This is a genomic window from Streptomyces sp. SYP-A7185, from assembly GCF_046103685.1.
GTDB lineage: Bacteria > Actinomycetota > Actinomycetes > Streptomycetales > Streptomycetaceae > Streptomyces.
This window is the reverse complement of sequence record NZ_CP122310.1, coordinates 2,554,166-2,580,631: the sequence shown is the minus strand read 5'-3', so window position 1 is coordinate 2,580,631 and position 26,466 is coordinate 2,554,166. Positions and strand designations below refer to the sequence as shown.

The following is a 26,466-nucleotide window of genomic DNA, read 5'->3' as shown; positions in this document are numbered from 1 at the left end:
TCGAAGTCAAGTGCGAGGGTAGGCTAACCTAACCTGGTGTTGGTCGACAGTCCCCCCGAAGCCGGCGCGGAGTCCGCCCCCGCCGCGCCACCCAACCGCCGCGCGATACGCAGCGCCGGGCTCCTCGTCTCGCTCTGCGTCCTGCTCCTCGTCGTCGTGGCGAGCATCGCGGTCGGTGCCAAACAGATGTCCCTGGACCAGGTCTGGCACGGCCTCTTCCAGGACACCGGCACGTACGGCGACGTGGTCGTCGGAGAGCGGCTGTCGCGGACGCTGCTCGGCGTGCTCGTCGGCGTTGCCCTGGGCCTCGCGGGCGCCGTCCTCCAGGCGCTGACCCGCAATCCGCTGGCCGACCCGGGCCTGCTCGGCATCAACCTCGGCGCGTCCGCCGCCGTTGTCACCGCGATCAGCTTCTTCGGGGTCACCTCGCTGAGTGGCTACGTGTGGTTCGCCTTCGTGGGTGCGGCCGTCGTCGGCGTCGCCGTCTATGTCCTGGGCGGCACGCGCAACGCCACCCCGGTGCGGCTCGCGCTCGCCGGTACCGCGCTGAGCGCCGCGCTCTACGGCTATCTCCAGGCCGTGATGATCGCGGACAGCGCGGCGCTCAACAAGATGCGCTTCTGGACGGTCGGCTCCCTGGCGTCGGCCAAGACCGAGACCATCCTCCAGGTCCTGCCCTTCCTCGTGATCGGCATCGTGCTCGCCCTCGGTCTGGCCCGGCCGCTGAACGCCATGGCCATGGGCGACGACACCGCCCGCGCGCTCGGCGCCCACCTCAACCGCACCCGCGCCCTGTCCATGGCCGCCGCGACCCTGCTCTGCGGGGCCGCCACCGCGGCCTGCGGGCCGATCATGTTCGTCGGCCTGATGGTGCCGCACGTGGTGCGCTCGTTCACCGGGCCCGACATGCGCTGGATCCTGCCGTACGCGGCGATCCTCTCGCCGGTGCTGCTGCTCGGCGCCGACGTCGTCGGACGCGTCGTCGCACGCCCCGCGGAACTTCAGGTCGGCATCATCACCGCGCTGATCGGCGCTCCGGTCTTCATCTTTCTCGTACGACGGCGGAGGCTGGCCCAGCTGTGAAGGCGATACGCACCCGGGGCGGACTCAGCTTCCGTCTCGACGTCCGCACGGCCGTGGTCGTCGGCGTGCTCATCCTGGCCGCGCTCGCCGCGAGCGTCCTCCTGATCGGCACCGGCGACTTCCCCATCCCGGCCGCCGACGTCATCCGTACGCTGCTCGGCGACGGAGACGCCGGGCAGGAGTTCATCATCAACGACCTGCGCCTGCCGCGGGTCATCGTCGGCCTCCTCGTGGGGGCCGCGCTCGGGCTCGGCGGCGCGATCTTCCAGTCCATCTCCCGCAATCCGCTCGGCAGCCCGGACATCCTGGGCCTCGGGCAGGGGTCCACGGCGGGCGCGCTCACCATGATCGTCCTCTTCCAGGGCACCGCGGTGCAGGTCGCGGGCGGCGCCCTCGTGGGCGGTCTGGTGACCGGCTTCGCGATCTACGTGCTGGCCTGGAAGCGGGGCGTGCACGGCTTCCGGTTCGTCCTGGTCGGCATCGGCGTCTCCGCCTTCGTCACCGCGATCAACGGTTATCTGCTCACCAAGGCGGACCTCGTCGACGCCGCCCGCGCCGTCGTCTGGATGACCGGCTCGCTCAACGGCCGGGACTGGGACCAGGTCTGGCCGCTGCTCGTCCTGTGCGCCGTCCTCGTACCGCTCGTCATGACGTACGCACGGCCGCTGCGGATGCTGGAGATGGGCGACGACGTCGGGTACGCGCTCGGTGTGCCCGTCGAGCGCACCCGCATCGTCCTGATGGCCTCGGCCGTGCTCCTCACCGCCGCCGCCACCGCGGCCGCCGGGCCCGTCAGCTTCGTCGCGCTCACCGCGCCGCAGCTGGCCAGGCGGCTCACCCGATCGCCGGGACCGAACCTGATGCCCGCGATGTTCATGGGCGCGACCCTGCTGGTCGTCGCCGACTGGGCCTCGCAGCGGGCCTTCGGCGCCGACCAGCTGCCCGTCGGCGTGGTCACGGGCGTCCTCGGCGGCCTCTATCTGCTGTGGCTACTGGTCATCGAGCGCAAGGCGGGGCGGATATGAAGAAGCCCACGGACCCCCAAACCTCCCAGAGCACCGACAGGCAGGAGCGTGCCGCAGTGAACCGGCTCGTCGCGGACGACGTGACCCTTGGCTACGACCAGCGCGTCATCGCGGAGAAGTTGTCCGTCGAGATCCCCGACCACTCCTTCACGGTGATCGTCGGCCCGAACGCCTGCGGCAAGTCCACCCTGCTGCGCGCCCTGTCCAGGATGCTCAAGCCCTCCCAGGGCCGTGTCCTGCTCGACGGGAACGTCATCCAGTCGATGCCCGCGAAGAAGGTGGCGCGCACGCTGGGCCTGCTCCCGCAGTCCTCCATCGCGCCCGACGGGATCACCGTGGGCGACCTGGTGGCCCGCGGCCGCTACCCCCACCAGGGACTCCTGCGGCAGTGGTCGGCGCAGGACGAGAAGATCGTCGGCGAGTCGATGGCCTCGACCGGAGTGGCCGAACTGGCCGACCGCTATGTCGACGAGCTCTCGGGCGGCCAGCGCCAGCGCGTGTGGATCGCCATGGCGCTCGCCCAGCAGACCCCGCTCCTCCTCCTGGACGAGCCGACGACGTTCCTGGACATCCAGCACCAGATCGACGTGCTCGACCTGTGCGCCGAACTCCACGAGGAACAGGGCCGCACGCTCGTCGCCGTCCTGCACGACCTCAACCACGCCGCCCGGTACGCGACCCACCTCATCGCCCTGCGCGACGGCGCGGTCGTCGCCGAGGGCGCGCCGGCCGACGTCGTCACCACGGAGCTGGTGCGCGACACCTTCGGGATGGACTGCCAGATCATCGACGACCCCGAGACGGGGACACCGCTCGTGGTGCCCGCGGCACGGCGGGGACGCAAGAAGCCCGCGGACGCGGCCGGCGCGGTGGCTAAAGCAGCGACCTGAGGCGGAGCATGTCGCGCAGGCCCGCCTCCAGCTTGACCCGGCCGGAGGCCCAGGCCTTCGCGAAGTTCAGCTCGCCGTCCACCATCGACACGAGATCGTCGCCGGACATGGCGAGGCGGATCTCGGCCTTCTCGCGCGGCGGGCCGGGAAGCGTGTCGAGCACCATGATCCGGCCGTTCTGGAGCCGGCCCGTGAAGGTCACGTCCAGATCGGTGATGCGGCAGCTCAGCGAGCGGTCGAGCGCGGCGGCGCCGCGCACGCCGTCGTCGGCGCCCGCCAGATTGTCCGAGAGTGTGTCGAGCGCCGTGCGGCACTCTTCGATCGTCGCCATCGTGATCGACGGTACCGCAGCGCTTCGCGGTAGCGTCGTGGCATGAGCGACTCGTCGCCGGGCCCCGAGCCCGAGCAGGTGGAGCCCGAGGCCGCCGAGGCCGGGGCGCAGACGTACGACCCCGCGGGGCCCTCGCCCCTCGGGGTGGAGCGGGTCCCGACCGGTGACGCGGAGGTGGACGGCCTGCTGCGGCGCCTGGGCGACGCCGACCACCTCGCCACGGACGGCCACATCGAGGTGTACGAGGATGTACACCGGGGCCTGCGGGACGCGCTGACCGCGCTCGACGCACGCCCCGGGCCGCCGGCGCCCTCACCCCTGGGGACGCCCGCTGCTCTGTCCCCGCACTCACCCCCGTACAACAGGAGCTGAACAGAACGTGGCAGGAGTGGCACGCCGCCGCCTCGACGCCGAACTGGTCCGGCGCAAGCTGGCGCGCTCGCGCGAGCACGCCAGCCAGCTGATCGCCGCCGGGCGGGTGAGCGTCGACAAGAACACCGCGACGAAGCCCGCGACGCAGGTGGAGACCGCGGCAGCCATCGTGGTCGCGACCGACGACAGCGATCCCGACTACGTCTCGCGCGGCGGCCACAAGCTGGCGGGCGCGTTCGCCGCGTTCGTGCCGCAGGGCCTTGTCGTCGAGGGGCGGCGCGCGCTCGACGCGGGCGCGTCCACCGGCGGCTTCACCGATGTGCTGCTGCGCGCCGGAGCCTCCGGCGTCGTCGCCGTGGACGTCGGGTACGGCCAGCTCGCCTGGTCGTTGCAGAGCGACGACCGGGTCACCGTCAAGGACCGCACGAACGTACGTGAGTTGACGCTGGAGGCCATCGACGGGACCCCCGTCGACCTGATCGTCGGCGATCTGTCCTTCATCCCGCTCGGCCTGGTGCTGCCCGCCCTCGTGCGCTGCGCGGCCCCGGACGCCGACCTGGTCCTGATGGTCAAGCCGCAGTTCGAGGTCGGCAAGGAGCGCCTGGGCAGCGGCGGCGTGGTGCGCGGTGCGGAGCTGCGGGCCGACGCCGTCCGCGGTGTGGCGCGCCAGGCGTGGGGGCTCGGACTCGGGGTGCGTGGCGTGACCGCGAGCCCCCTGCCCGGGCCTTCCGGAAATGTCGAGTACTTTCTGTGGCTGCGTGCCGGGGCGCCCGAACTCGACCCGGCGGACGTTGACCGTGCCGTGGCGGAGGGGCCCCGTTGACTGAGACCCGAGCTCGTACTGTTTTCCTGCTCGCGCACACCGGACGGCCTGCCGCCATCCGCAGTGCCGAACTCGTCGTCCAAGGACTGCTGCGCAGCGGCATCGGCGTACGGGTCCTGGAGGCGGAGGCGGCCGATCTGCCGCTGCCGCCCGAGGTGGGCACCGTGAAGGAGGCCACCCCCCAGTGCCTCGACGGCTGTGAGCTGCTCGTCGTGCTCGGCGGCGACGGCACGCTGCTGCGCGGCGCCGAGTTCGCCCGCGCCTCCGGCGTGCCGATGCTCGGCGTCAACCTCGGCCGCGTCGGCTTCCTCGCCGAGGCCGAGCGCGATGACCTGGACAAGGTCGTCGACCGGGTGGTGACGAAGGCGTACGAGGTCGAGGAGCGCATGACGATCGACGTCGTCGTGCACAGCAACGGCGACGTCGTGCACCGCGACTGGGCGCTCAACGAGGCGGCCGTGCAGAAGATGTCGGCCGAGCGGATGCTGGAGGTCGTCCTGGAGATCGACGGCCGTCCGGTCACCGGCTTCGGCTGCGACGGCATCGTGTGCGCCACCCCGACCGGCTCCACCGCGTACGCCTTCTCCGCGGGCGGGCCCGTGGTGTGGCCGGAGGTGGAGGCGCTGCTCATGGTGCCGATCAGCGCGCACGCCCTGTTCGCCAAGCCCCTGGTGACCTCGCCGGACTCGGTGCTCGCCGTCGAGGTCCAGCACCACACGCCGCACGGCGTCCTGTGGTGCGACGGGCGGCGGACCGTGGAGCTGCCGCCCGGCGCGCGGGTCGAGGTGCGCAGGGGCGGGGTGCCGGTGCGGCTCGCGCGGCTGCACCACGCGTCGTTCACCGACCGGCTCGTCGCGAAGTTCGCCCTGCCGGTGTCCGGGTGGCGCGGGGCGCCGCACTAGCGCTCCGCTGGACGGGCGGTTCGTGTGGGCGGCGTCGGTGCGGAATCTGCGGGTGGGTGGGGGCTGGTCGCGCGGTTCCCCGCGCCCCTCACGGGGGCCCGCACCCTCTGCGGTTACGTTGCGCTGACCACGGAGATCGCCCGCCGCCGCATCACCGATGCCACTGGCAGCCCCGTCGCCAGCAGCGTCAGGAGCAGCGTGCCCGCCGCGATGCCCGCCGGCACGCCCCACGGCAGGTGGGGGAGCGCGGAGCCGAAGGCCGTGCTGAGGAGGGGGGCCAGCGTGCCGAGGGCGATGGCGGTGCCGAGCAGCAGGGCGGTCCCCGCGACGACCACGGACTCCCAGGCGGCCATCGCCCGCACCTGGGCGCGCCGGCTGCCCACCACCCGCAGCAGGGCCACGTCGCGGCGGCGCTCGAAGGAGATCATGGCGAGGGTGTTCGCCGCGGCGATGGCGGCGAAGCCCGCGTAGAGCCCGGTGCCCACGTAGTCGAGCCAGACCTCGCCCGTGCTGCCCGCGGAGCCCGTGTGGTGCCGGGCCGTCGTGTGCATGCCTATCTTGGTGAGGCCGAAGGCCACGACCAGGACGAGCGGCACCACCGCGGCGGAGAAACGGCGGGGCTGCGAGCGGACGGTGAGCATGGCCAGGCGCGCGCTGCCGCTCAGCCGGCCCACCAGCGCGGAGACCAGCCAGGCCGCGGGCCCGATGAGGCGCGGGCCGAGCAGCCCGGCGCCGGCGCAGAACAGGATCAGGACGAGGAAGGCCCCCTCGCCCGCCTCGGCCGCCGGCTGCTTCGACAGGAGCACCGAGACCGCGCAGGCCCCCGCGACCGCCGTCAGGCCGAGCGGCGCCCGCAGCACCCCGAGCCCCCTCCGCCCGTGCGCCGCCTCGGCGAGGGCGCGGGCCGGGCGCAGCAGCGAGAAGCGCAGCGCCGACAGGAACGCGGCGAGGGTCGTCGTCACCACGGCCACGCCGAGGCACACCGGAAGCGCCACCCAGCCGAACCGGAAGTCCGCCTCCGCGGGGAGCAGTCCGTGCGCCACCATGCCCGCGTGCCACCAGCGCGCGAGGAAGCCGCCGAGGACGAAGCCGGCAAGTGCCGCCGGGACCGACGCGGCGAGGGCCTGAGCGGCCACCGCGCGGCGGACCTGACGGGGTCTGGCGCCGAGGGAACGGACCAGGGCCAGCTCGCGGTGCTGCTGCGTGACGGCCGTGCCCATCGTCGACACGACCACGAATATCGACATATAGACAGATCCGATGAGCAGGACGACGGCCATGTCGCCGACGCCGTTCGCCGTGATCTGCCTGCGTGCCCGCGCGGACAGTCCGTCCGTGCCCGTCGTGCCCAGCATCATCGTCGACGCGCTGACCACCGTCGCCGCGAAGAGCGCCGCCACGGCCGTGCCCACGAAGGCCGGGCGGTGGGCCCGCAGCGCCGCCCGCGCCAGTCCTGTTCCCATACCGATCATCGTGGGCCGCCGGGCCACCCGTCCGCCAGGAGGCTGTCCGGAAGATCGAGGTGGGGGAAAACCCCACCTCGGACACCCCCACCCCTGAGGGTGACGCGTCCGTTCGGTCCGCCTTTGCCACCTGCGTCTTCGTGACGGGAAGGGGGAAGGACACCGGCCGCCGTCGCACACCTGCCCCACGACCTCGTAAGGTCGTGTCCGTGTTGGAGGAGATGCGGATACGGTCGCTCGGAGTCATCGACGACGCGGTGGTCGAGCTGTCGCCGGGATTCACCGCCGTGACCGGCGAGACCGGTGCGGGCAAGACGATGGTGGTCACCAGCCTTGGCCTGCTGCTCGGCGGACGCGCGGATCCCGCGTTGGTGCGGATCGGCGCCAAGGCGGCTGTGGTGGAGGGGCGGATCACTGTGCCCGCGGATGCCACGGCTGCCGTGCGCGCGGAGGAGGCGGGCGCCGAACTCGACGACGGCGCGCTGCTCATCAGCCGTACGGTCTCGGCGGAGGGGCGCTCCCGCGCGCACCTCGGCGGCCGTTCGGTCCCGGTGGGCCTGCTGTCCGAACTCGCCGACGACCTCGTCGCGGTGCACGGGCAGACGGACCAGCAGGGCCTGCTCAAACCGGCGAGACAGCGCGGCGCCCTGGACCGGTACGCCGGCGACGCGGTCACCGTGCCGCTGGCCAAGTACACGGCCGCGTACCGCAGGCTGCGGGCCGTGACGACCGAGGTCGACGAGATCACCACGCGTGCGCGGGAACGGGCCCAGGAGGCCGATCTGCTGCGCTTCGGCCTCGAAGAGATCGCGGGCGTGGAGCCGCGCGAGGGCGAGGACACCGAACTGGCCGCCGAGGCCGAGCGGCTCGGCCACGCGGAGGCGCTCGCCTCCGCCGCGACATCGGCGCACGCCGCGCTCGCGGGCATCCCCGAGGACCCGGAGGCGGTCGACGCCACGACGCTCGTGGCGGGCGCCCACCGGGCCCTGGAAGCGGTGCGCTCGCACGACCCGGCCCTGGCCGCGCTCGCCGAGCGGATCGGTGAGATCGGGATCCTGCTGGGCGACGTGGCGGGCGAACTCGCGGGGTACGCCGACGACCTCGACGCTGATCCACTGCGCCTGGCGGCGGTGGAGGAGCGGCGGGCCGCGCTCACCCAGCTGACCCGGAAGTACGGCTCCGACATCGACACCGTGCTCGCCTGGGCCCAGGAGGGCGCCGCGCGGCTCACCGAACTCGAGGGCGACGACGACCGTCTCGAGGAGCTGACCGCGGAGCGGGACGCGCTGCGGGGCGAACTCGCCGGGCTCGCCCAGGCGTTGACCGACGCCCGCCAGGAGGCCGCGTCGCGGTTCGCCGCGGCCGTCACCGAAGAGCTGGCCTCGCTGGCGATGCCGCACGCGCGCGTGACGATCGACATCACCAGCACGGAGGTGCCCGAGGGCGCGGACGGCGTGCCGGTCGGCGGACGGGTCGTGGCGTACGGCCCCGCGGGCGTCGACGAGGTGGAACTCCTCCTCGCCCCGCACCCGGGAGCTCCGCCCCGGCCGATCGCCAAGGGCGCGTCCGGCGGTGAGCTGTCGCGCGTGATGCTGGCCGTGGAGGTCGTCTTCGCGGGCACGGACCCCGTGCCGACGTACCTCTTCGACGAGGTCGACGCGGGGGTCGGCGGCAAGGCCGCGGTCGAGATCGGCCGCAGGCTCGCCAAACTCGCCAAGTCGGCGCAGGTCGTGGTGGTGACGCACCTGCCGCAGGTGGCCGCGTTCGCCGACCGGCAGCTGCTGGTCGAGAAGACGAACGACGGGTCCGTGACGCGGTCCGGTGTCCTCGTGCTCGAAGGGGAGGACCGGGTGCGGGAGTTGTCCCGGATGCTGGCGGGCCAGGAGGACTCGGAGACGGCCCGGGCCCACGCGGAGGAACTGCTGGCCACGGCTCGGGGGGACAGGTAGGGCGTCGGCCGGGGGAAACCCCGACGGAGCCCCGCCGCGGGTCCGCCGTCGGTTCGCCGCAAGCCCCGCCGCGTACCGCACGCCGGGGCGGCCCGGTCCCGGCCGTACGCTGGGGCGCATGATCGACCGCGCGTCCGTCCGCCGCCCCGCCGCCCTCCTCGCCGCGGCCGCCGTCACGCGCGTGGCCACCACCGCCCTGCGCGCACGGGCTCCCGGCGGCCCCGGCCGCTGGCAGCGGAGAAACTACGCCGGGCGTGCGGTGGAGCTGTACGCCGGGCCCGCCGCCGCCCTCGGTGCGGTGGCCGGGGCCATGGCGCTGCCCGCCCGGGACCGGGCCGCCGCCACGCTCGCCGTGCTCGCGGCGGGAGCCTGCGGGGCGTACGACGACACGGCGGGGGAGGGCGATCCGCGCCGGGGCTTCCGTGCGCATCTGGGCGCGCTGCGGGCCGGCGAAGTGACCAGCGGGGCCGTGAAGTTGTCCGGGATCTCCGCGGCGGCGCTCGTCGCGGGCGCGCTGCTCAAGGAGCGCCCGGCGGACAAGGTCCTCGCGGGCGTCGTCATCGCGGGCACCGCCCACCTCGTGAACCTCGTCGACGTACGTCCGGGCCGGGCCGCCGGAGCGGTCATCGCCCTGGGGGCGCCGGGACTGCTGCGCCGGGGCCCTGCCGGAATCCTCTCCGCGGCTTCCGTGGGGGCCGCGGCCGCGGTGCTCCCGGACGACCTCGGGGAGCGCGCCATGATCGGCGACGCGGGGGCGCACGCCCTGGGTGCGGTCCTCGGCACCGCCGTCGTCGCGGGCAACGCCCGCGCGGGGCTCGTGGCCCACGCGGTGGCTCTGGTGGCGGCAGCGGCGTACGGGGAGAAGGTCAGCTCGGCTGTGCGGGGCGGGGCCTAGCGGGTCGGCCTGCCGCCCGGCTCTCCCCGGCCTGTCCATCCAAGGTCATGCCGGGCCCGTACTCCGGAAAGCCTTCCGTCGGGGGTGCCGGCGCTGCGAAGATGCGGGGGCCGTAGGTCGTCCTCGGTGTTGAATCCCCGTTGTCCTCACCCGTGTGGGTGATCCGGGTCAGGGAGTTGCCCGCCCCGACACGGAAGAGACCTTTCGGCGGTGCCGGAACGTCCGTACGGACTGGCATCCTTGGCGCAGCCCCCCGACGCCGACCCAGGAGCCCCGGCTACGTGAGCCACGTGAGCAGCCACTCACCGCACGGTCAGACCCCGCTGCACACCGTGCAGGTGCTGGGCGGTGGCAGCGCGGGCAGCAGTGCCCACGTCAGGTCGCTCGCCGCGGGACTCGCGGCGCGGGGCGTGCGGGTCACGGTCTGCGCCCCCACCGAGGCGGCCGGCGCCTACGACCTGACGGGCACCGGCGCCCGGCACGTGCACGTGCCCCGCAGCAGCGACCCCGCCTCCGTCGCGTCCCTCCGGCTGGCCTGCGCCGACGCCGACCTCGTGCACGCCCACGGACTGCACGCCGCGCTCCGCGCCACCCTCGCGCTCACCGGCCGCCGCATCCCCCTCGTCGTCACCTGGCACACCCGGGCGCACGCGGAAGGCGCGCGCGCCCGGCTCCTGCACCTCCTGGAGCGACGCGTGGCCCGCGCCGCCGCCGTGGTCCTCGGCACCTCGTCGGACCTGGTCGACCGCGCCCGCAGCCGGGGTGCGCGGGACGCCCGTCTCGCCCCCGTCACCTTCCCCGCGCCGCGCGCGGCGGCCGGGCCCGCCGAGGACGCCGAGGGACTGCGGCACAAGGCCCTGGCCGAACTCGGAGCCGTCGGACGCCCGCTGGTCGTCACGGTCGGCACGCTCGAACGGCAGCGGGGCTACGACGTCCTCCTGGACGCCGCGCGTGCGTGGCGCCACCTCGACCCGCTGCCGCTCCTGGTCATCGCGGGCGAAGGACCCGAGCGGGGCGCCTTGCAGCGCCGTATCGAGGCCGAGGGCCTGGCGGTCCGGCTCGTCGGGCGGCGCGACGACGTGCCCGCGATGCTCGCGGCGGCCGACCTCGTGGTGCTGCCCAGCAGCTGGGAGTCCCGCTCCGTGCTGGCCCAGGAAGCCCTGCACGCGCGCGTGCCGCTCGTCGCCACCGCCGTCGGCGGCATCCCCGAACTGGTCGGCGACGCCGCCGAACTCGTCCCGTACGGCGACGCCGGGGCCCTGGCCACCGCCGTGGCGCGGCTCCTCGCCGACCCGGCACGCCGGGAGCTGCTCAAGGACAGGGGCTCGGCCCAGGCGGCGACCTGGCCCACGGAGGACGAGACGGTCACCCAGGTCCTGAGCGTCTACGACGAGCTGACGCAACCCTTCGCGACTTAGCCCGCGGCGGCACGCGCCCCCGTCACGCCACGTGTCTGCGCGCCCGCAGCGCCAGGCTCAGCGCGAGGACCGTCTGCGGGTCGTCCAGGTCCGTGCCCAGGAGTTCACTGATCCGGGCGAGGCGGTTGTAGAGGGTCTGACGGTTCAGGTGCAGTTCGCGCGCTGTCTCCGCCTTGCGTCCCGCATGGGCCAGATACGTCTGCAAGGTGGGCAGCAGCGGCGGCTTCGAGCGCAGGTCATGGGCCCGCAGCGGGCCGATCGCACGGTCCACGAAGGCCGCGAGCGCCGAGTCGTCGTAGTTGTGCAGGCGCCACAGGAGCAGGTCGATGTCCAGGCGCCGCGCGTCGTACCAAGGGCGGTCCGACAGGCCCTGCGCGGCCGTCGCCGTCTCCGCCGCGTGCCGCAGCCCCGCCGACGCCGCCGCCCAGCCGCCCGCGACGCCGACCACCACCACCGGCGGCAGCGCCCCGGCCCGCTGCATCCCCGCCCGCTCCACGCCGGCCCGCAGCGCGGCGGCGACCCGGTCGGCCACCGCGGTGCGCTCGGTCTCCGAACGCAGCCCGAGCAGCAGCGGGACGCGCCCCTCGACCGGACGGACGCCGAGCAGCACCGGCACCCCCACCGCGGCGAGTTCCTCCGCCACGGCCCGCGCGAGCACCGCCCAGCCGCCCCCGGGCGGAAGACCGTCCGCGAGCCGCATCACCACCGGGAGCAGCGGGCTCTCGCCGGGCTTGAAACCGAGGACCCGCGCCTGGGCGGGCGCGTCGTCGGCCTTGATGCGCCCCTCCGCCAGATCGGTCAGGAAGTCGCCCCGGCCCCGCGCGGCCAGCTCCTCCTCCTGGCGTGCCTGCATCAGAACCACCGCGAGCGAGCCGGCGGCCCGCTCCGCCGCGATCCGGTGCACCGGGAGCAGCGCGGACTCCACGGCGAGCAGCACGAGGCGGGCGCGCACCGAGCCCGTGCCGGGACCGCCGCCCGGCACGTCGACGAGCAGCGCGCCCGCGGGCGGCCCGTCCTTGTGCTGGCCCCGCAGGCCCTCCCACACCTGGAGCGGATCGGCGCACTCCGTGCCCGCCCCGGCGGCGTACAGGAGCTGGCCGTCCGGCGACTCCAGGAACACCGGGTTGCCGCTGAAGCCCGCGAGGACGTTCAGGACCTGGGGCACGCCGCCCCCGCCGAGCAGCGCCTCCGTGCAGCGCCGGTGGACCTCATCGGCCCGCTGGAGCAGCGCGTAGTGGCCGTTGACGATCTCGGTGTGGATCTCTTCGGTCACCGTCACGAAGGGCACCTCGCGGTGCAGCTGCACCAGCGGAAGGCCCGCGGCGCGCGCGGTCTCCACTATGGCCGCGGGCAGCCGCGTGAAGCGCGGGCCCAGCTCGACGACGAGGGCCGCGATGCCGCGCTCGGCGAGCTTGCGCACGAAGACGCGCTGTTCGGCGGGGCGCGCGCCCAGGCCGAGGCCCGTGGTCAGGAGCAGTTCCCCGCCCTTGAGCAGCGAGGCGATGTTGGGCACCTCGCCCGCGTGCACCCAGCGGACCGTGCGCTGCAACCGTTCCGCGCCCGCGACGACTTCGGGGAGCCCACCGCGGAGACCGGGGAGCTCCAGGGCCCGCTGCACGGTGATGCCGCCCTGGGTGCCCTGCGTGCCCTGACTTTCCATGGGGCGGACGGTACCTGCGCTCACGTGCCGGGAACATCTCCGACCGGTTACGGGAATGATCTGATCCGCTCATACCCCGACAACTCGTCGCCCCCGGACGACATTTGCGTGACCCCCTGCCGGGTTGTGGCGTGCGTCACTCCAGGGCAGGGTGCCCGCCATGCCAGAGCAACCCACCACACCCGAGGTCCACCGCCTCAAGGCGAACTCCGTCGGCCTCGTCGGCGTCGTCTTCATGGCGGTCGCCACCGCGGCTCCCATCACGGCGATGACCGGCAACCTCCCCATCGCCGTGGGCGCGGGCAACGGCACCGGAGCCCCCGCCGGCTACCTCTTCGCGACGCTCGTCCTGACCGTGTTCTCGGTCGGATACGTCGCCATGGCCAAGCGCATCACGGCCGCCGGCGCCTTCTACGGCTACATCTCGCACGGCCTCGGCCGCATCGCGGGCATGGCGTCCGGAATGCTCGCCGTCCTCGCGTACATCGTCTTCGAGGCGTCGATCGTCGGTGTCTTCTCCTACTTCGCCCGGACCACCGTCCACGACCAGCTCGGCGTCGACCTGCCGTGGATCCTCTACGCGGGCGCGATGCTCGCGGTCACCGTCGTCCTGTCGTACTTCGACATCAACCTCACCGCCAAGGCGCTCGGCGTGATGCTGATCGCCGAGATCGCGGTCCTCTTCGCCGTCGCCACCGCCGTCCTGATCCACGGCGGCGGCCCCGACGGCATCCCCGTCGAGCCGGTCAACCCGAAGAACGCCTTCACCGGCACCTCGGCGGGCCTCGGCCTCTTCTTCGCCTTCTGGTCCTGGGTCGGCTTCGAGTCCACCGCCATGTACGGCGAGGAGTCCCGCAACCCCAAGAAGGTCATCCCGCGCGCCACCCTCGTCTCGGTCGTCGGCGTCGGCCTCTTCTACATCTACGTCTCCTGGATGACCATCGCGGGCAACGGCCTGGCCGGTTCGGTCGAGGTCTCGCAGTCCACGAGCCCGCTGGATTTGTTCTTCGACCCGGCCCACGCCTTCATCGGCGCCTGGGCGGTCGACACCTTCCAATGGCTCCTGATCACCGGCTCGTTCGCCTGCGGCATGGCCTTCCACCAGTGCGCGTCGCGCTATCTGTACGCGATCGGGCGCGAGGGGTTCCTGCACCGCGGCCTCGGCCGCACCCATCCCCGGCACGGCTCGCCGTACATCGCCTCGTACGTCCAGTCCGCGATAGCCGTCGCGCTGGTGGCCGCCTTCTGGCTCACCGGCCAGGACCCGTACATCCACCTGTACACGCTGCTCGCGATCCTCGGCACGATGGCGATCCTCATCGTGCAGACGCTCTGCTCGTTCGCCGTCATCGGCTACTTCCGCACGCACCACCCCGAGGACCGGCACTGGTTCACGACCCTGGTCGCGCCGCTGCTCGGCGGCGTCGGGATGATCGCCGTCGTCGTCCTGCTCGTGATCAACATGGACACGGCGGCCGGTTCGGCGGCGGACTCCCTGTTCTTCGGGGCCATCCCGTGGATCGTCGGCCTGGTCTTCTTCGGGGGACTCGGCCTCGGCCTGTACCTGAAGGCGAAACGGCCCGCCCGCTACGAGATCATCGGCCGGATCGTCCTGGAGGACGCGGCCGAACGCACGGACGGCGACGGGAAACCCGTCGCCGTCCGGAGCTGAAGGGGGTCCGCTAGCCGCCGTACGCCCCGCTGGCCGTCAGCCGCAGTGCCGTGTCGATCAGCGGCACGTGGCTGAAGGCCTGCGGGAAGTTGCCGACCTGGCGCTGGAGCCGGGGGTCCCACTCCTCGGCGAGCAGCCCCAGGTCGTTGCGGAGCGCGAGCAGCTTCTCGAAAAGCTTGCGGGCCTCGTCCACCCGGCCGATCATCGCCAGGTCGTCGGCCATCCAGAACGAGCAGGCCAGGAAGGCGCCTTCGTCGCCCTCCAGACCGTCCACACCCGCGTCGTCGCCCGTCGTGGGGTAGCGCAGGATGAAGCCGTCCGACGTCGAGAGCTCCCGCTGGATCGCCTCGATCGTGCCGATGACGCGCTTGTCGTCGGGCGGCAGGAAGCCCATCTGCGGGATGAGCAGCAGCGAGGCGTCCAGCTCCTTGGAGCCGTACGACTGCGTGAAGGTGTTGCGCTCCTTGTCGTAACCCTTCTCACAGACGTCCCGGTGGATGTCGTCCCGCAGGTCGCGCCACTTCTCCAGGGGGCCGTCCGCGTCGCCGGACTCGATGAGCTTGATCGTGCGGTCCACGGCGACCCAGACCATCACCTTGGAGTGCACGAAGTGGCGGCGCGGGCCGCGCACCTCCCAGATGCCCTCGTCCGGCTGGTCCCAGTTGGTCTCCAGGTACCGGATGAGCTTGAGCTGGAGCAGCGAGGCGTAGTCACTGCGGGCCAGGCCCGTCATGTGCGCCAGGTGCAGGGCCTCGGTGACCTCGCCGTACACGTCGAGCTGGAGCTGGTGCGCGGCGCCGTTGCCCGCCCGGACCGGGGTCGAGCCCTCGTACCCGGGAAGCCAGTCGAGTTCCGCCTCGCCGAGCTCGCGCTCGCCCGCGATGCCGTACATGATCTGGAGGTTCTCGGGGTCGCCGGCCACCGCGCGCAGGAGCCACTCGCGCCAGGCGCGGGCCTCCTCGCGGTAGCCGGTGCGCAGCAGCGAGGAGAGCGTGATGGCCGCGTCGCGCAGCCAGGTGTAGCGGTAGTCCCAGTTCCGGGAGCCGCCGATGTCCTCGGGCAGCGATGTCGTGGGCGCCGCGACGATGCCGCCCGTCGGGGCGTACGTCAGGGCCTTCAGGGTGATCAGCGAGCGGACCACGGCCTCGCGGTAGGGGCCGTGGTAGGTGCAGTGGTCCACCCACTCCCGCCAGAAGTCCTCCGTGGCCACCAGGGCGTTCTCGGGCTCCGGCAGCGCGGGCGGCTCCTTGTGCGAGGGCTGCCACGAGATGGTGAACGCGATCCGGTCACCGGGGGCGACCGTGAAGTCCGAGTACGTCGTGAGGTCCTTGCCGAAGGTCTCGGCCGACGTGTCCAGCCACACCGAGTCGGGACCGGCGACGGCCACCGTGCGCCCGTCGACCTTGTGCACCCAGGGCACCACGCGGCCGTAGCTGAAACGCATCCGCAGGGCGGAGCGCATGGGCACCCGGCCGCTGACGCCCTCGACGATCCGCACCAGCTGCGGGGCGTCCGTGTCGCGCGGCGGCATGAAATCGGTCACGCGGACCGTGCCGCGCGGGGTGTCCCACTCGGATTCCAGGATCAGCGAGTCGCCGCGGTAGGTGCGCCGCGCGGCGGTCGGCGGTGGTGCGTCGGGGCTGTGAGCGGGCCCGAGACGCCAGAATCCGTGCTCCTCCGTGCCGAGCAATCCGGCGAAGATGGCGTGAGAGTCGAAGCGGGGCAGGCACAGCCAGTCGACTGTGCCGTCCCGGCAGACCAGGGCAGCGGTCTGCATGTCTCCGATGAGTGCGTAGTCCTCGATGCGCCCGGCCACGTGCATCTCCAGTCAAACGGCCACGTCGCCCTCGCGGGGGCGGTCGCTCTACGGTCAAGGGTTCGCTGTAAAACGAACTGCACGAGCCTCTTGTTCCGGGGAACGGGCGGGGGGTGATTGCCGTTGATCGGTCCGGCTCGGCAGTGAGTGTCCGAGCAGGATACGACGCACCCAGGTGATCTGCGCGCCGCTCCCGGCAACGAGCCTGCGCCGAACGGGTGAGCGCCAGGTGAGGGAGGTGTGACGTGGGTGTCCGAGCGTGGCCGGAAGCAGCCTCCTCTCGTCGCTGATACCCTGGTAGCCCGTGAGCCGGTGGTCATAGAACCCCCGAACCGCAGCGACGGCACCTCCTCCAGACCCCTTTGGACGACGCCGGTACGCACCCTCCAGACCGCGACCACGGGAGCCCCCTCTTGGCCATGCAGCCCAAAGCCACGACGACCAAGCACATCTTCGTCACCGGGGGTGTCGCCTCCTCCCTCGGCAAGGGACTGACGGCGTCCAGCCTCGGCGCGCTGCTCAAGGCCAGGGGCCTGAGGGTCACCATGCAGAAGCTGGACCCTTACCTGAACGTCGACCCCGGCACGATGAACCCCTTCCAGCACGGTGAGGTCTTCGTCACGAACGACGGCGCCGAGACCGACCTGGACATCGGCCACTACGAGCGCTTCCTCGACGTCGACCTGGACGGCTCGGCCAACGTCACCACCGGCCAGGTCTACTCGCAGGTCATCGCCAAGGAGCGGCGCGGCGAGTACCTCGGCGACACGGTGCAGGTCATCCCGCACATCACGAACGAGATCAAGCACCGCATCCGCCGCATGGCCACCGACGACGTCGACGTCGTCATCACGGAGGTCGGCGGCACGGTCGGCGACATCGAGTCCCTGCCCTTCCTGGAGACCGTCCGCCAGGTCCGCCACGAGGTCGGCCGCGACAACGTCTTCGTCGTGCACATCTCGCTGCTCCCGTACATCGGCCCGTCCGGTGAGCTGAAGACCAAGCCGACCCAGCACTCCGTCGCGGCCCTGCGCAACATCGGTATCCAGCCGGACGCCATCGTGCTGCGCGCCGACCGCGACGTGCCGACCGCCATCAAGCGCAAGATCTCGCTGATGTGCGACGTCGACGAGGACGCGGTGGTCGCCGCCATCGACGCCAAGTCGATCTACGACATCCCGAAGGTCCTGCACACCGAGGGCCTCGACGCCTACGTGGTGCGCAAGCTCGACCTGCCGTTCCGCGACGTGAACTGGACCCAGTGGGAGGACCTCCTCGACCGGGTGCACAACCCGGACCACGAGGTCACGATCGCGCTGGTCGGCAAGTACATCGACCTGCCCGACGCCTACCTGTCGGTGACCGAGGCGCTGCGCGCGGGCGGCTTCGCCAACCGTGCCCGCGTCAAGGTCAAGTGGGTCACCTCGGACGACTGCAAGACCGTGGCCGGCGCCGCCAAGCAGCTCGGCGACGTCGACGCGATCTGCATCCCCGGCGGCTTCGGCGACCGCGGCGTGACCGGCAAGGTCGGCGCGATCACCTTCGCCCGCGAGAACAAGATCCCGCTGCTCGGCCTCTGCCTGGGCCTCCAGTGCATCGTGATCGAGGCCGCCCGCAACCTCGCGGACATCCCCGACGCCAACTCCACGGAGTTCGACGCCGCGACCGCCCACCCGGTCATCTCGACCATGGCGGAGCAGCTGGACATCGTCGCCGGTGAGGGCGACATGGGCGGCACGATGCGGCTGGGCATGTACCCGGCGAAGCTCGCCGAGGGTTCCATCGCCCGTGAGGTGTACGACGGCAAGGAGTACGTCGAGGAGCGCCACCGTCACCGCTACGAGGTGAACAACTCCTACCGCGCCGAGCTCGAGAAGAAGGCCGGCATCCTCTTCTCCGGCACGTCCCCGGACGGCAAGCTCGTCGAGTACGTCGAGTACCCGCGCGAGGTCCACCCCTACCTGGTCGCCACCCAGGCGCACCCGGAGCTGCGCTCGCGCCCGACGCGTCCGCACCCGCTCTTCGCGGGCCTGGTGAAGGCGGCGGTCGCACGGCAGGAAGCAGAGCGCCAGACGGGTCAGTAGGACCAGAGCGATACGGTTGCCGGGGTACGTGCCTTCTGAGGCGCGTGCCCCGGTTTCTGTTTGCACGTGTGGGAGGACAGGGCGACATGACGATCAAGGACACCGCCGAGGAGTGGCAGGTCACGGCGACCCAGACGCCCTTCGTGGGGAACAAGACCTCCGTCCGTACGGACGACGTGGTCATGCCCGACGGAACCGTCGTCCACCGCGACTACCAGGTGCACCCCGGCTCGGTCGCCGTGCTCGCCCTGGACGACGAGGGCCGCGTCCTGGTCCTGCGCCAGTACCGCCACCCCGTGCGCCACAAGCTCTGGGAGATCCCGGCCGGGCTGCTCGACGTCCCCGGCGAGAACCCCCTGCACGCCGCCCAGCGCGAGCTCTACGAGGAGGCGCACGTCAAGGCCGAGGACTGGCGCGTCCTGACCGACGTGTACACCACCCCCGGCGGCTGCGACGAGGCCGTGCGCGTCTTCCTGGCCCGCGATCTGTCCGAGGCCGAGGGGGAGCGCTTCGAGGTCTCCGAGGAGGAGGCCGACATGGAGCTGGCGCGCGTACCGCTCGACGAGCTCGTACGCGGCGTGCTCGCCGGTGAGCTGCACAACAACTGCCTGGTCGTGGGCGCCCTGTCGCTGACCGCCGCGCTGGCGGGTGACGGCGTCGACGCGCTGCGTCCGGCAGACGCGCCCTGGCCGGCGCGCCCCTTCGAGGCCTGAGGAGCCGTCAGGGGCTGTCAGGGTTCATCGGGGGCCGGCAGGGGCCATCAGGGTGCATGAGGGTTCTCCAGTGTGACGATCTGCTGATCCGATCGGGGGACTTGTGCGCGCCGCGTGCCGGGGGAGGCACCAGGGCCTGAACTAGGCTCTGGAAGCGTCCCGACCGGAGTCCCGGCGGGTTCGCGCGCAGGCGGACGGAGCATGGCCCGTGACGGATCAGGCGGTCGACACGGACGGTTCGGCGGCGGGCGGCGCGGTGCCGCGGCCCGCTCCGGCCCAGACTTCCGAGGGCGGCCACTTCGTGGGCCGGCGCCGGGAGTTGAAAGAGCTCCGTGCCGACATCGACCGCGCGGGGCTCGACACGATCTCGGGCCGCAAGGCGCCACGGGCCCGCGTGCTGCTCGTCGCGGGCCGCGCCGGCTCCGGCCGTACCGCACTCGCCGAGGAACTCGTCCGGCAGGTCGCCGACGCCTACCCCGACGGGGTGCTGCGCGCCCACCTCACCGAACCCGACGGCACCCGCGTCCCCACGGAACGCACCGCGAGGGAGCTCCTGGACGCCCTCGGTGTCCCGGCCCCCGCCGGAGCCGACGAGGACGAACTCGCCGAAGTGCTCCGCGGCGCCCTGGCCGACCGCAGGGCCCTGCTGCTCCTGGACGGGGCCGCGGACGCCGAGCAGGTCGACCCGCTGCTCCCGGACGCGCCCGAGTGCCTGGTCGTCGCGGTGTCCGAGGGCCCGCTCACCGGGATCCCGGACGTCCGGCCGTGCACGCTGGGCGGCCTGGACACCGCCGCGGGCGTCGAACTGCTCTCCCGCGCGGCGGGCCCCGTCCGCATCACCGTCGACCCGCGGTCCGCGGAGAGCCTGGTCGAGGCGTGCGCCGCGCACCCCGCCGCGCTCGTCCTGGCCGGCGGCTGGCTCTCCGGGCGGCCCAAGGCGGCCGTCGCCGACCTGGCCAAGCAGGTGCACGACCGGCCCGAGGACGAGTCGGCGCCCGGCGCGCTCTCCCGCATGTTCCAGCTCTCGTACGCCTCGCTGCCCGGGGCGGCGGCGCGGATACTGCGCTACCTCTCGCTCGCCCCGGCCGGTCACGTCGACCCGCACACCGCGTCCGCGCTCGCGGGCTGCTCGGTCTCCGCGGCCCGCACGACCCTGGACGACTTCGTGAAGCTCGGCCTGGTCAGGGCCGTGGACTCACCGCTTCCGCAGTACGAGGTGCCGGGCTGCCTGGTGCCGCTGCTGCGCGCCCGCACCGAGAGCCAGGACCGGGCCGCCGAGGTGCAGCTCGCCCGGGCCAGGATGCTGGAGCGGACCGTGCGCCTGCTCCAGTCCTGCCGGGCGGTCACGGAGCCGGACGGCTCGGGGGCCCGCAAGAAGCTCGCGGGGTTGCCGCGCGCCCTGCGGTTCCCCAGCCAGGCCGCCGCCGCCGAGTGGCTGCGCATCCGCCAGCCCGCGCTGCTCGCCGCCGCCCGGCTCGCGGTGGCCGACGGGGAGCTCGACACCCTCGCGCGGCGCCTGATGGCCGCCCTGACGCGGGCCCTGGTCGCCCACCGGGGCACGGAGGACGCGGCTCCCGAGCTGTACGGCATCCACCGGCTCGTCCTGGACGTCGCCGAGCGCCGGAACCTGCCCCGCGAGAAGGCGGCGGCCCTCCTGAACCTCGCGGATCTGGACGCGCGGACGGGGCGGACGCAGGAGGCGCTGGTGCGCTATCGGCTCGCTCTGGACGCCGGACGCGAAGCAAATGACCCGTACGCGACCGGCCGCGCGATGGAATCCGTAGGCGGTGCCTACCAGGAGCTGGGGGACTGGTCACGGGCCTCCGACTGGTTCGGGCGCGCTCTGGCCCACCGGCTCGCGCGCGACGAGCGCACCGACGCCGCCCGCCTCTACGGCCGCATCGCGACGGCCCACACCTACGCGGGCCGCTACGGCGAGGCGCTGCGCAACTGGAGCTCGGCCGTCACCGGCCACCGCAAGACCGGCGATGTGGCGGGCCAGGCGCGGGCGTTGAGCGAGCTGGCGCGGGTGCAGGAATACGCGGGGCGGCCCGAGGAGTCGCTGCGCACCTGCCAGGAAGCCGTCGAGTGGGCGCGGCAGGCCGGGGACGTACGGCTCCAGGCCGCGTTGCAGCTCAGGCTGGCCGACACCCTGGACCGGCTCGGCGACCCGGCGGCCGCCCGGCTGCACCGCGCCGCCGCCGAGCGCATGCTGGGAACGGGGACCGAGGAGGTCACAGGGCTTGCATCGAAGGACGGACCACGGGCTTCCGCCTACGAAATCCGTAGCACTTCCGCAGAAGATTGATGCATTGAAAGGCTAGACAGCGAGAAGTCCTTCATTAGACTGGCTCCGCCGCGTACTTCCGTGGTGTCTCCGATGCGCCCTCTTGTGTATCGGTATGAAGTGCTTTGCCCGAAAAATCCCTGAGCCAAGAGGACCGTGATCGACGTGAAGGTCGGCATCCCCCGCGAGGTCAAGAACAACGAGTTCCGGGTGGCCATCACCCCCGCCGGTGTGCACGAGCTGGTGCGCCACGGCCACCAGGTCGTCATCGAGCGGAACGCCGGTGTCGGCTCCTCGATCACGGACGCGGAGTACGTCTCCGCCGGCGCCCGGATCCTGGACACCGCCGACGAGGTCTGGGCCACCGCCGACCTCCTCCTGAAGGTCAAGGAGCCGGTCGCGGAGGAGTACCACCGCCTCCGCAAGGACCAGACCCTCTTCACCTACCTGCACCTGGCCGCGTCCAAGGAGTGCACCGACGCGCTCCTGGAGTCCGGCACGACCGCCATCGCGTACGAGACCGTCGAGACCGCGAACCGCGCGCTCCCGCTGCTCGCCCCGATGTCCGAGGTCGCGGGCCGCCTGGCCCCGCAGGTCGGCGCCTACCACCTGATGGCCGCCAACGGCGGCCGCGGCGTCCTGCCCGGCGGCGTCCCCGGCGTCGCGGCCGGCAAGGCCGTCGTCATCGGCGGCGGCGTCTCCGGCTGGAACGCCGCGCAGATCGCCATCGGCATGGGCTTCCACGTGACCCTGCTCGACAAGGACATCAACAAGCTCAAGGAGGCGGACAAGATCTTCGGCACGAAGATCCAGACCGTCGTCTCCAACGCCTTCGAGCTGGAGAAGGCCTGCCTCGACGCCGACCTCGTCATCGGCGCCGTCCTCATCCCGGGTGCCAAGGCGCCGAAGCTGGTCACCAACGAGCTCGTGTCGCGGATGAAGCCCGGAAGTGTCCTTGTCGACATCGCGATCGACCAGGGCGGCTGCTTCGAGGACTCGCACCCGACGACGCACGCCGAGCCGACCTTCCCGATCCACAACTCGGTGTTCTACTGCGTCGCCAACATGCCCGGCGCGGTGCCCAACACCTCGACGTACGCGCTGACCAACGCGACGATGCCGTACATCGTCGAGCTGGCGAACCGCGGCTGGGTCGAGGCGCTCCGCCGCGACAAGGCGCTCGCCCTGGGTCTCAACACCCATGACGGCAAGGTCGTTTACAAGGAGGTCGCCGAGTCGCACGGCCTCGAGCACGTCGAGCTCGAGACGCTCCTCGGCTGAACCTGACCGCTTTCGTCAACGAAAGTCGTCAATCTCACGCCAACGGCCGGACCTTGAGAGGGGTCCGGCCGTATGCGTATGTCCGTGGACATGGTCAACTCGCCTTGAACGTAACCCTTTAACCGATTCGCACACCCCGGAATCGCGGTGAAGGCACGCCTCGCGCCCTTGACATGGGGGCGTTCGATTGCCGACACATCGGGCCGGGTCCGGCGGATTGTGTTGCTGCGGAGCGGTGACACGCCATAGAGTCGCCAACCGTCGGCATGGTGCCACGCTGACCTATCGAGAAATTTCCTGGTCACCAAGGAGGTAAGACGACTTGTGAATGAGTCGACATTTGCTCCCGGGGGTGGTCAACCAGGAATGTCTGAGCGGGGCCAAGGACCCGTGGGGCTCGAGGCTGTCGGCTCCGTCGCTGTCCGCACCTTCGAAGCCCGCCAGAAACCGCAGCCGACGCAACCGACATCGTCTGCACCCCAGAGCATGGATGGCCATCACGTGAACGCCATGGCCGGCGACCGGAGTGGCGAGAACACCACCCACACCCAACTCGCCGACTACGAGGAACTGCCCCAGGGGCACTTCTACGACCCTGACGCCGAGTACGAGCCCGATCCCGAGTACGCGGCCACGCTGGCCCCGGACGCGGCCCGTCAGCGCCGTGAGCGCATCGGTCCCACGGGACGCCCGCTGCCGTACTTCCCGATTCCGGGTCCGCTGACGGACCACGGTCCCGCGAAGATCATCGCGATGTGCAACCAGAAGGGCGGCGTGGGCAAGACGACGTCGACCATCAACCTGGGTGCCGCGCTCGCGGAGTACGGACGCCGGGTCCTGCTGGTCGACTTCGACCCGCAGGGCGCGCTGTCGGTGGGCCTCGGGGTGAACCCGATGGAGCTGGACCTGACGGTCTACAACCTGCTCATGGAGCGGGGCATGTCGGCCGACGAGGTGCTGCTGAAGACGGCGGTCCCGAACATGGACCTGCTGCCCAGCAACATCGACCTGTCGGCCGCCGAGGTCCAGCTGGTGAGCGAGGTCGCGCGCGAGTCCACGCTCCAGCGGGCCCTGAAGCCGCTGATGCAGGACTACGACTACATCGTGATCGACTGCCAGCCCTCGCTCGGCCTGCTCACCGTGAACGCCCTGACGGCGGCTCACAAGGTGATCGTGCCGCTCGAGTGCGAGTTCTTCGCGCTGCGCGGTGTGGCCCTGCTGACGGAGACCATCGAGAAGGTCCAGGAGCGGCTCAACCCCGACCTGGAGCTCGACGGCATCCTGGCCACCATGTACGACTCCCGCACGGTGCACAGCCGTGAGGTGCTCGCGCGGGTGGTCGAGGCCTTCGACGATCACGTGTACCACACGGTGATCGGACGCACGGTCCGCTTCCCGGAGACCACGGTCGCCGGTGAGCCGATCACGACGTACGCATCCAACTCGGTCGGCGCGGCCGCTTATCGCCAGCTCGCCAGGGAGGTGCTCGCCCGGTGTCACGCCGAGTGAGTCTGCCGGGGGCCGACGAACTGTTCCGTACGACCGGGGGGATGGCGCTGCAGTCGTCGTCCCCGCGACGCCAGGCGAACGGCGAGGCGCGGGTGCCCGCACCCGCGGGCGAGAGCGACGAGGCCGCCGCCGTCGACGCGCACGGCAGTGTCTCGGGGGGCGGCGGTGACGCCGCCGAACACGGGGCCGCCGACGCGGAGTCGGGCGAGTCCCGCAGCCGTTCGGCCACGGCCGAGGGCGAGAAGGACGGGCGCAGGCCCGCCCAGGGGCAGGAAGACGCCGCAGCGCAGGGCGGTGGCCGGTCCGCGAACTCCGCCTCGTCGGCGCAGGCACGGCGGCGCGCACGGGCGGCCAACCGGCGGCCCAGCGGGCGCGAGCGGCACGACGAGAAGATCACCGTGTACGTCTCCGCCGAGGAGCTGATGGACCTGGAGCACGCGCGCCTGGTCCTGCGCGGCGAGCACGGCCTGGCGGTCGACCGCGGGCGCATCGTCCGCGAGGCGGTGGCGGTCGTGCTCGCGGATCTCGAGTCCCGCGGGGACGCGAGCATTCTCGTACGACGGTTGCGCGGGCGGTAGCGGTAGCGTTCCCGGCGATGCCCCAGAACGACGATTCCGCACCGGTCGCCCGTCGGCGTGCTCTGGGGCGCGGCCCCGGAGCCGAGCCTTCGGCCCCAGCTGCCGAGGTTCCTGCGGCGGAGGCTCCTGAGTCGGAGGCCCCTGAGGCGGATGCCCCCGCGGCCGAGGCCCCTGAGGCGGATGCCCCCGCGGCCGAGCCGGACGACGGGCGGTTCAAGGTCCGGCTCGCCAACTTCGAGGGCCCCTTCGATCTGCTGCTCCAGCTCATCTCGAAGCACAAGATGGACGTCACCGAGGTGGCGCTGTCCACGGTGACCGACGAGTTCATGGCGCACATCCGCGCCATGGGTCCCGACTGGGACCTGGACCAGACCACCGAGTTCCTCGTGGTCGCCGCCACCCTGCTCGACCTCAAGGCGGCCCGGCTGCTGCCCTCCGCCGAGGTCGAGGACGAGGCGGATCTCGCGCTGCTCGAAGCGCGGGACCTGCTCTTCGCGCGGCTCCTTCAGTACCGCGCGTACAAGCGGATCGCCGACATCTTCAGCGAGCGGCTCGAAGCGGAGGCGCGGCGCTATCCGCGGACGGTGGGCCTGGAGGCCCACCACGCCGAGCTGCTGCCCGAGGTCGTCATCAGCATCGGCGCCGCGGGGTTCGCCGCGCTCGCCGTGAAGGCCATGCAGCCCCGGGCCAAGCCCCAGGTGTACGTCGACCACATCCATGCCCCGCTGGTCTCCGTGCAGGAGCAGGCCGGGGTGGTCGTGGCGCGGCTGCGGGAGCGGGGCGAGGTCAGCTTCCAGGTGCTCGTGGAGGACGCGGGGGACACCCTCACCGTCGTCGCCCGCTTCCTGGCCCTCCTGGAGCTGTACCGCGAGAAGGCCGTCGAGCTGGACCAGGAGACCGCCCTGGGCGAGCTGATGGTGCGCTGGACCGGCGGGGACGGCGACGGGCAGCCGACGGTGACCGACGAGTTCGACCGCGCACCCGATCCGCCGGGTGAGACGAGTGAGGAGACGGTCACATGACCCCCACGAGCCCCATGGAAGCCGCGGGCCCCACGGAAGCCTTGGGCCCCACGGGCGACCTGGCGGGCGCCGTCGCCGAGCTGGAGCTGCGGCCCGCCCTGGAGGCGGTGCTCATGGTCGTCGACGAGCCGGCCACGGAGGAGCACCTCGCCAAGATCCTCGACCGGCCCCGGCGGCAGGTCGCCGACGCCCTGCGCGAGCTGGCCGACGAGTACACCGTGCAGAAGCGGGGCTTCGAGCTGCGGCTCGTGGCGGGGGGCTGGCGGTTCTACACCCGGCCCCGGTACGCCGCGGCGGTGGAGCGCTTCGTCCTGGACGGGCAGCAGGCGCGGCTCACCCAGGCGGCCCTGGAGACGCTCGCGGTCGTCGCGTACCGCCAGCCGGTCAGCCGTTCCCGGGTCTCCGCGGTGCGCGGAGTGAACTGTGACGGCGTGATGCGGACGCTTCTCCAGAGGGGTCTGGTGGAGGAGGCGGGCGCGGAACCCGAAACAGGTGCGATCCTGTACAGGACGACGAACTACTTTCTGGAGCGGATGGGCCTGCGTGGCCTGGACGAGCTCCCGGAGCTCGCGCCCTTCCTCCCCGAGGCGGAGGCGATCGAGGCCGAGACGCAGGAGGGTGTTCCGTCGTTCGACCCGGATGCGCCCGATGCGCCGGGTTACGAGCACACCCAGGACACAGTCGACTAACGGA

General features: G+C 72.4%; 22 protein-coding genes. 18 read left to right on the top strand and 4 right to left on the bottom strand.

Annotation, left to right across the window (positions count from 1 at the left end; genetic code table 11):
• Nucleotides 1-36: 36 nt before the first annotated feature.
• The 3 genes from QBL25_RS11295 to QBL25_RS11285 are packed head-to-tail and all read left to right on the top strand — an operon-like array spanning nt 37 to nt 2,998.
• Nucleotides 37-1,083 carry a FecCD family ABC transporter permease gene (locus QBL25_RS11295; RefSeq protein WP_409056894.1) on the top strand — a complete coding sequence of 349 codons (1,047 nt, stop codon included), beginning with the start codon at nt 37-39 and terminating at the stop codon, nt 1,081-1,083.
• Nucleotides 1,080-2,108, top strand: coding sequence for a FecCD family ABC transporter permease (locus QBL25_RS11290; protein WP_409056893.1), 1,029 nt, complete (start codon nt 1,080-1,082; stop codon nt 2,106-2,108). Before QBL25_RS11295 ends, QBL25_RS11290 begins: the two co-directional genes overlap by 4 nt.
• Nucleotides 2,105-2,998, top strand: coding sequence for an ABC transporter ATP-binding protein (locus QBL25_RS11285; RefSeq protein ID WP_409056892.1), 894 nt, complete (start codon nt 2,105-2,107; stop codon nt 2,996-2,998). The genes QBL25_RS11290 and QBL25_RS11285 overlap by 4 nt, the downstream gene beginning before the upstream one ends.
• Here QBL25_RS11285 and QBL25_RS11280 read toward each other — a convergent pair.
• On the bottom strand, nt 2,982-3,329 hold the full coding sequence (locus QBL25_RS11280) for an SCP2 sterol-binding domain-containing protein (protein ID WP_409056891.1): 348 nt from the start codon (nt 3,327-3,329) through the stop codon (nt 2,982-2,984). The two genes, QBL25_RS11285 and QBL25_RS11280, sit on opposite strands and share 17 nt — an antisense overlap.
• A gap of 42 nt (nt 3,330-3,371) precedes the next feature.
• Between QBL25_RS11280 and QBL25_RS11275 the strand changes: the two genes are divergently transcribed.
• The 3 genes from QBL25_RS11275 to QBL25_RS11265 are packed head-to-tail and all read left to right on the top strand — an operon-like array spanning nt 3,372 to nt 5,426.
• On the top strand, nt 3,372-3,701 hold the full coding sequence (locus QBL25_RS11275) for a hypothetical protein (RefSeq protein WP_409056890.1): 330 nt from the start codon (nt 3,372-3,374) through the stop codon (nt 3,699-3,701).
• A gap of 7 nt (nt 3,702-3,708) precedes the next feature.
• On the top strand, nt 3,709-4,524 hold the full coding sequence (locus QBL25_RS11270; RefSeq protein ID WP_409056889.1) for a TlyA family RNA methyltransferase: 816 nt from the start codon (nt 3,709-3,711) through the stop codon (nt 4,522-4,524).
• A complete protein-coding gene (locus tag QBL25_RS11265; protein WP_409056888.1) occupies nt 4,521-5,426 on the top strand; it encodes an NAD kinase in 906 nt (301 codons plus the stop codon). The genes QBL25_RS11270 and QBL25_RS11265 overlap by 4 nt, the downstream gene beginning before the upstream one ends.
• Nucleotides 5,427-5,539: 113 nt before the next feature.
• Here the strand turns inward: QBL25_RS11265 and QBL25_RS11260 are convergent, their stop codons facing one another.
• Nucleotides 5,540-6,889: an FtsX-like permease family protein gene (locus QBL25_RS11260; RefSeq protein ID WP_409056887.1), complete on the bottom strand. Its 1,350-nt coding sequence runs from the start codon at nt 6,887-6,889 to the stop codon at nt 5,540-5,542.
• Between the two features lie 221 nt (nt 6,890-7,110).
• Here QBL25_RS11260 and recN point away from each other — a divergent pair, with 221 nt between their 5' ends.
• The 3 genes from recN (at nt 7,111) to QBL25_RS11245 (ending at nt 11,151) form a co-directional block, all read left to right on the top strand.
• Nucleotides 7,111-8,838, top strand: a complete 1,728-nt coding sequence (recN, locus tag QBL25_RS11255) for a DNA repair protein RecN (RefSeq protein ID WP_409062613.1) — start codon at nt 7,111-7,113, stop codon at nt 8,836-8,838.
• A gap of 118 nt (nt 8,839-8,956) precedes the next feature.
• On the top strand, nt 8,957-9,733 hold the full coding sequence (locus QBL25_RS11250) for a hypothetical protein (protein WP_409056886.1): 777 nt from the start codon (nt 8,957-8,959) through the stop codon (nt 9,731-9,733).
• A gap of 281 nt (nt 9,734-10,014) precedes the next feature.
• On the top strand, nt 10,015-11,151 hold the full coding sequence (locus QBL25_RS11245) for a glycosyltransferase family 4 protein (protein ID WP_409056885.1): 1,137 nt from the start codon (nt 10,015-10,017) through the stop codon (nt 11,149-11,151).
• Nucleotides 11,152-11,173: 22 nt separating this feature from the next.
• On the opposite strand, the gene QBL25_RS11240 is transcribed toward QBL25_RS11245, so the two are convergent.
• A complete protein-coding gene (locus QBL25_RS11240; RefSeq protein WP_409056884.1) occupies nt 11,174-12,811 on the bottom strand; it encodes a PucR family transcriptional regulator in 1,638 nt (545 codons plus the stop codon).
• Nucleotides 12,812-12,971: 160 nt separating this feature from the next.
• Between QBL25_RS11240 and QBL25_RS11235 the strand changes: the two genes are divergently transcribed.
• Nucleotides 12,972-14,483 (top strand): APC family permease, encoded by a 1,512-nt coding sequence (locus tag QBL25_RS11235; protein ID WP_409056883.1) that lies wholly within the window; start codon nt 12,972-12,974, stop codon nt 14,481-14,483.
• Nucleotides 14,484-14,493: 10 nt separating this feature from the next.
• Here QBL25_RS11235 and QBL25_RS11230 read toward each other — a convergent pair whose 3' ends face one another.
• The gene (locus tag QBL25_RS11230) at nt 14,494-16,305 is read right to left on the bottom strand and encodes a glycoside hydrolase family 15 protein (protein WP_409056882.1); all 1,812 of its coding nucleotides are present in this window, start codon (nt 16,303-16,305) and stop codon (nt 14,494-14,496) included.
• Between the two features lie 413 nt (nt 16,306-16,718).
• Between QBL25_RS11230 and QBL25_RS11225 the strand changes: the two genes are divergently transcribed.
• The 8 genes from QBL25_RS11225 to scpB all read left to right on the top strand — a co-directional run bounded on the left by QBL25_RS11225 (nt 16,719) and on the right by scpB (nt 26,462).
• On the top strand, nt 16,719-18,383 hold the full coding sequence (locus QBL25_RS11225) for a CTP synthase (RefSeq protein ID WP_409056881.1): 1,665 nt from the start codon (nt 16,719-16,721) through the stop codon (nt 18,381-18,383).
• An 86-nt stretch (nt 18,384-18,469) separates the two neighbouring features.
• Nucleotides 18,470-19,096 carry an NUDIX domain-containing protein gene (locus QBL25_RS11220; protein ID WP_409056880.1) on the top strand — a complete coding sequence of 209 codons (627 nt, stop codon included), beginning with the start codon at nt 18,470-18,472 and terminating at the stop codon, nt 19,094-19,096.
• Nucleotides 19,097-19,304: 208 nt separating this feature from the next.
• The gene (locus QBL25_RS11215; protein ID WP_409056879.1) at nt 19,305-21,404 is read left to right on the top strand and encodes a tetratricopeptide repeat protein; all 2,100 of its coding nucleotides are present in this window, start codon (nt 19,305-19,307) and stop codon (nt 21,402-21,404) included.
• A gap of 144 nt (nt 21,405-21,548) precedes the next feature.
• Nucleotides 21,549-22,664 (top strand): alanine dehydrogenase, encoded by a 1,116-nt coding sequence (ald, locus tag QBL25_RS11210; protein WP_409062612.1) that lies wholly within the window; start codon nt 21,549-21,551, stop codon nt 22,662-22,664.
• Between the two features lie 366 nt (nt 22,665-23,030).
• Nucleotides 23,031-24,173 (top strand): ParA family protein, encoded by a 1,143-nt coding sequence (locus QBL25_RS11205; RefSeq protein WP_409056878.1) that lies wholly within the window; start codon nt 23,031-23,033, stop codon nt 24,171-24,173.
• Nucleotides 24,158-24,751: a hypothetical protein gene (locus QBL25_RS11200; RefSeq protein WP_409056877.1), complete on the top strand. Its 594-nt coding sequence runs from the start codon at nt 24,158-24,160 to the stop codon at nt 24,749-24,751. Before QBL25_RS11205 ends, QBL25_RS11200 begins: the two co-directional genes overlap by 16 nt.
• Nucleotides 24,752-24,768: 17 nt before the next feature.
• Nucleotides 24,769-25,773 carry a segregation and condensation protein A gene (locus QBL25_RS11195; RefSeq protein WP_409056876.1) on the top strand — a complete coding sequence of 335 codons (1,005 nt, stop codon included), beginning with the start codon at nt 24,769-24,771 and terminating at the stop codon, nt 25,771-25,773.
• Between the two features lie 14 nt (nt 25,774-25,787).
• Complete coding sequence (scpB, locus tag QBL25_RS11190) at nt 25,788-26,462, top strand: SMC-Scp complex subunit ScpB (RefSeq protein WP_409062611.1); 675 nt, start codon at nt 25,788-25,790, stop codon at nt 26,460-26,462.
• Nucleotides 26,463-26,466: the final 4 nt, after the last annotated feature.

Excerpts from the sequence above, each read along its gene's own strand:
- scpB (WP_409062611.1), top strand. The coding sequence starts at position 25,788 with ATGGAAGCCGCGGGCCCCACGGAAGCCTTGGGCCCCACGGGCGACCTG.
- QBL25_RS11285 (WP_409056892.1), top strand. The coding sequence starts at position 2,105 with ATGAAGAAGCCCACGGACCCCCAAACCTCCCAGAGCACCGACAGGCAG.
- QBL25_RS11205 (WP_409056878.1), top strand. The coding sequence starts at position 23,031 with ATGTCTGAGCGGGGCCAAGGACCCGTGGGGCTCGAGGCTGTCGGCTCC.
- QBL25_RS11280 (WP_409056891.1), bottom strand. The coding sequence starts at position 3,329 with ATGGCGACGATCGAAGAGTGCCGCACGGCGCTCGACACACTCTCGGAC.
- QBL25_RS11260 (WP_409056887.1), bottom strand. The coding sequence starts at position 6,889 with ATGGGAACAGGACTGGCGCGGGCGGCGCTGCGGGCCCACCGCCCGGCC.
- QBL25_RS11275 (WP_409056890.1), top strand. The coding sequence starts at position 3,372 with ATGAGCGACTCGTCGCCGGGCCCCGAGCCCGAGCAGGTGGAGCCCGAG.
- QBL25_RS11230 (WP_409056882.1), bottom strand. The coding sequence starts at position 16,305 with ATGCACGTGGCCGGGCGCATCGAGGACTACGCACTCATCGGAGACATG.
- QBL25_RS11235 (WP_409056883.1), top strand. The coding sequence starts at position 12,972 with ATGCCAGAGCAACCCACCACACCCGAGGTCCACCGCCTCAAGGCGAAC.
- QBL25_RS11240 (WP_409056884.1), bottom strand. The coding sequence starts at position 12,811 with ATGGAAAGTCAGGGCACGCAGGGCACCCAGGGCGGCATCACCGTGCAG.
- QBL25_RS11220 (WP_409056880.1), top strand. The coding sequence starts at position 18,470 with ATGACGATCAAGGACACCGCCGAGGAGTGGCAGGTCACGGCGACCCAG.
- recN (WP_409062613.1), top strand. The coding sequence starts at position 7,111 with ATGCGGATACGGTCGCTCGGAGTCATCGACGACGCGGTGGTCGAGCTG.
- QBL25_RS11195 (WP_409056876.1), top strand. The coding sequence starts at position 24,769 with ATGCCCCAGAACGACGATTCCGCACCGGTCGCCCGTCGGCGTGCTCTG.
- QBL25_RS11225 (WP_409056881.1), top strand. The coding sequence starts at position 16,719 with ATGCAGCCCAAAGCCACGACGACCAAGCACATCTTCGTCACCGGGGGT.
- QBL25_RS11250 (WP_409056886.1), top strand. The coding sequence starts at position 8,957 with ATGATCGACCGCGCGTCCGTCCGCCGCCCCGCCGCCCTCCTCGCCGCG.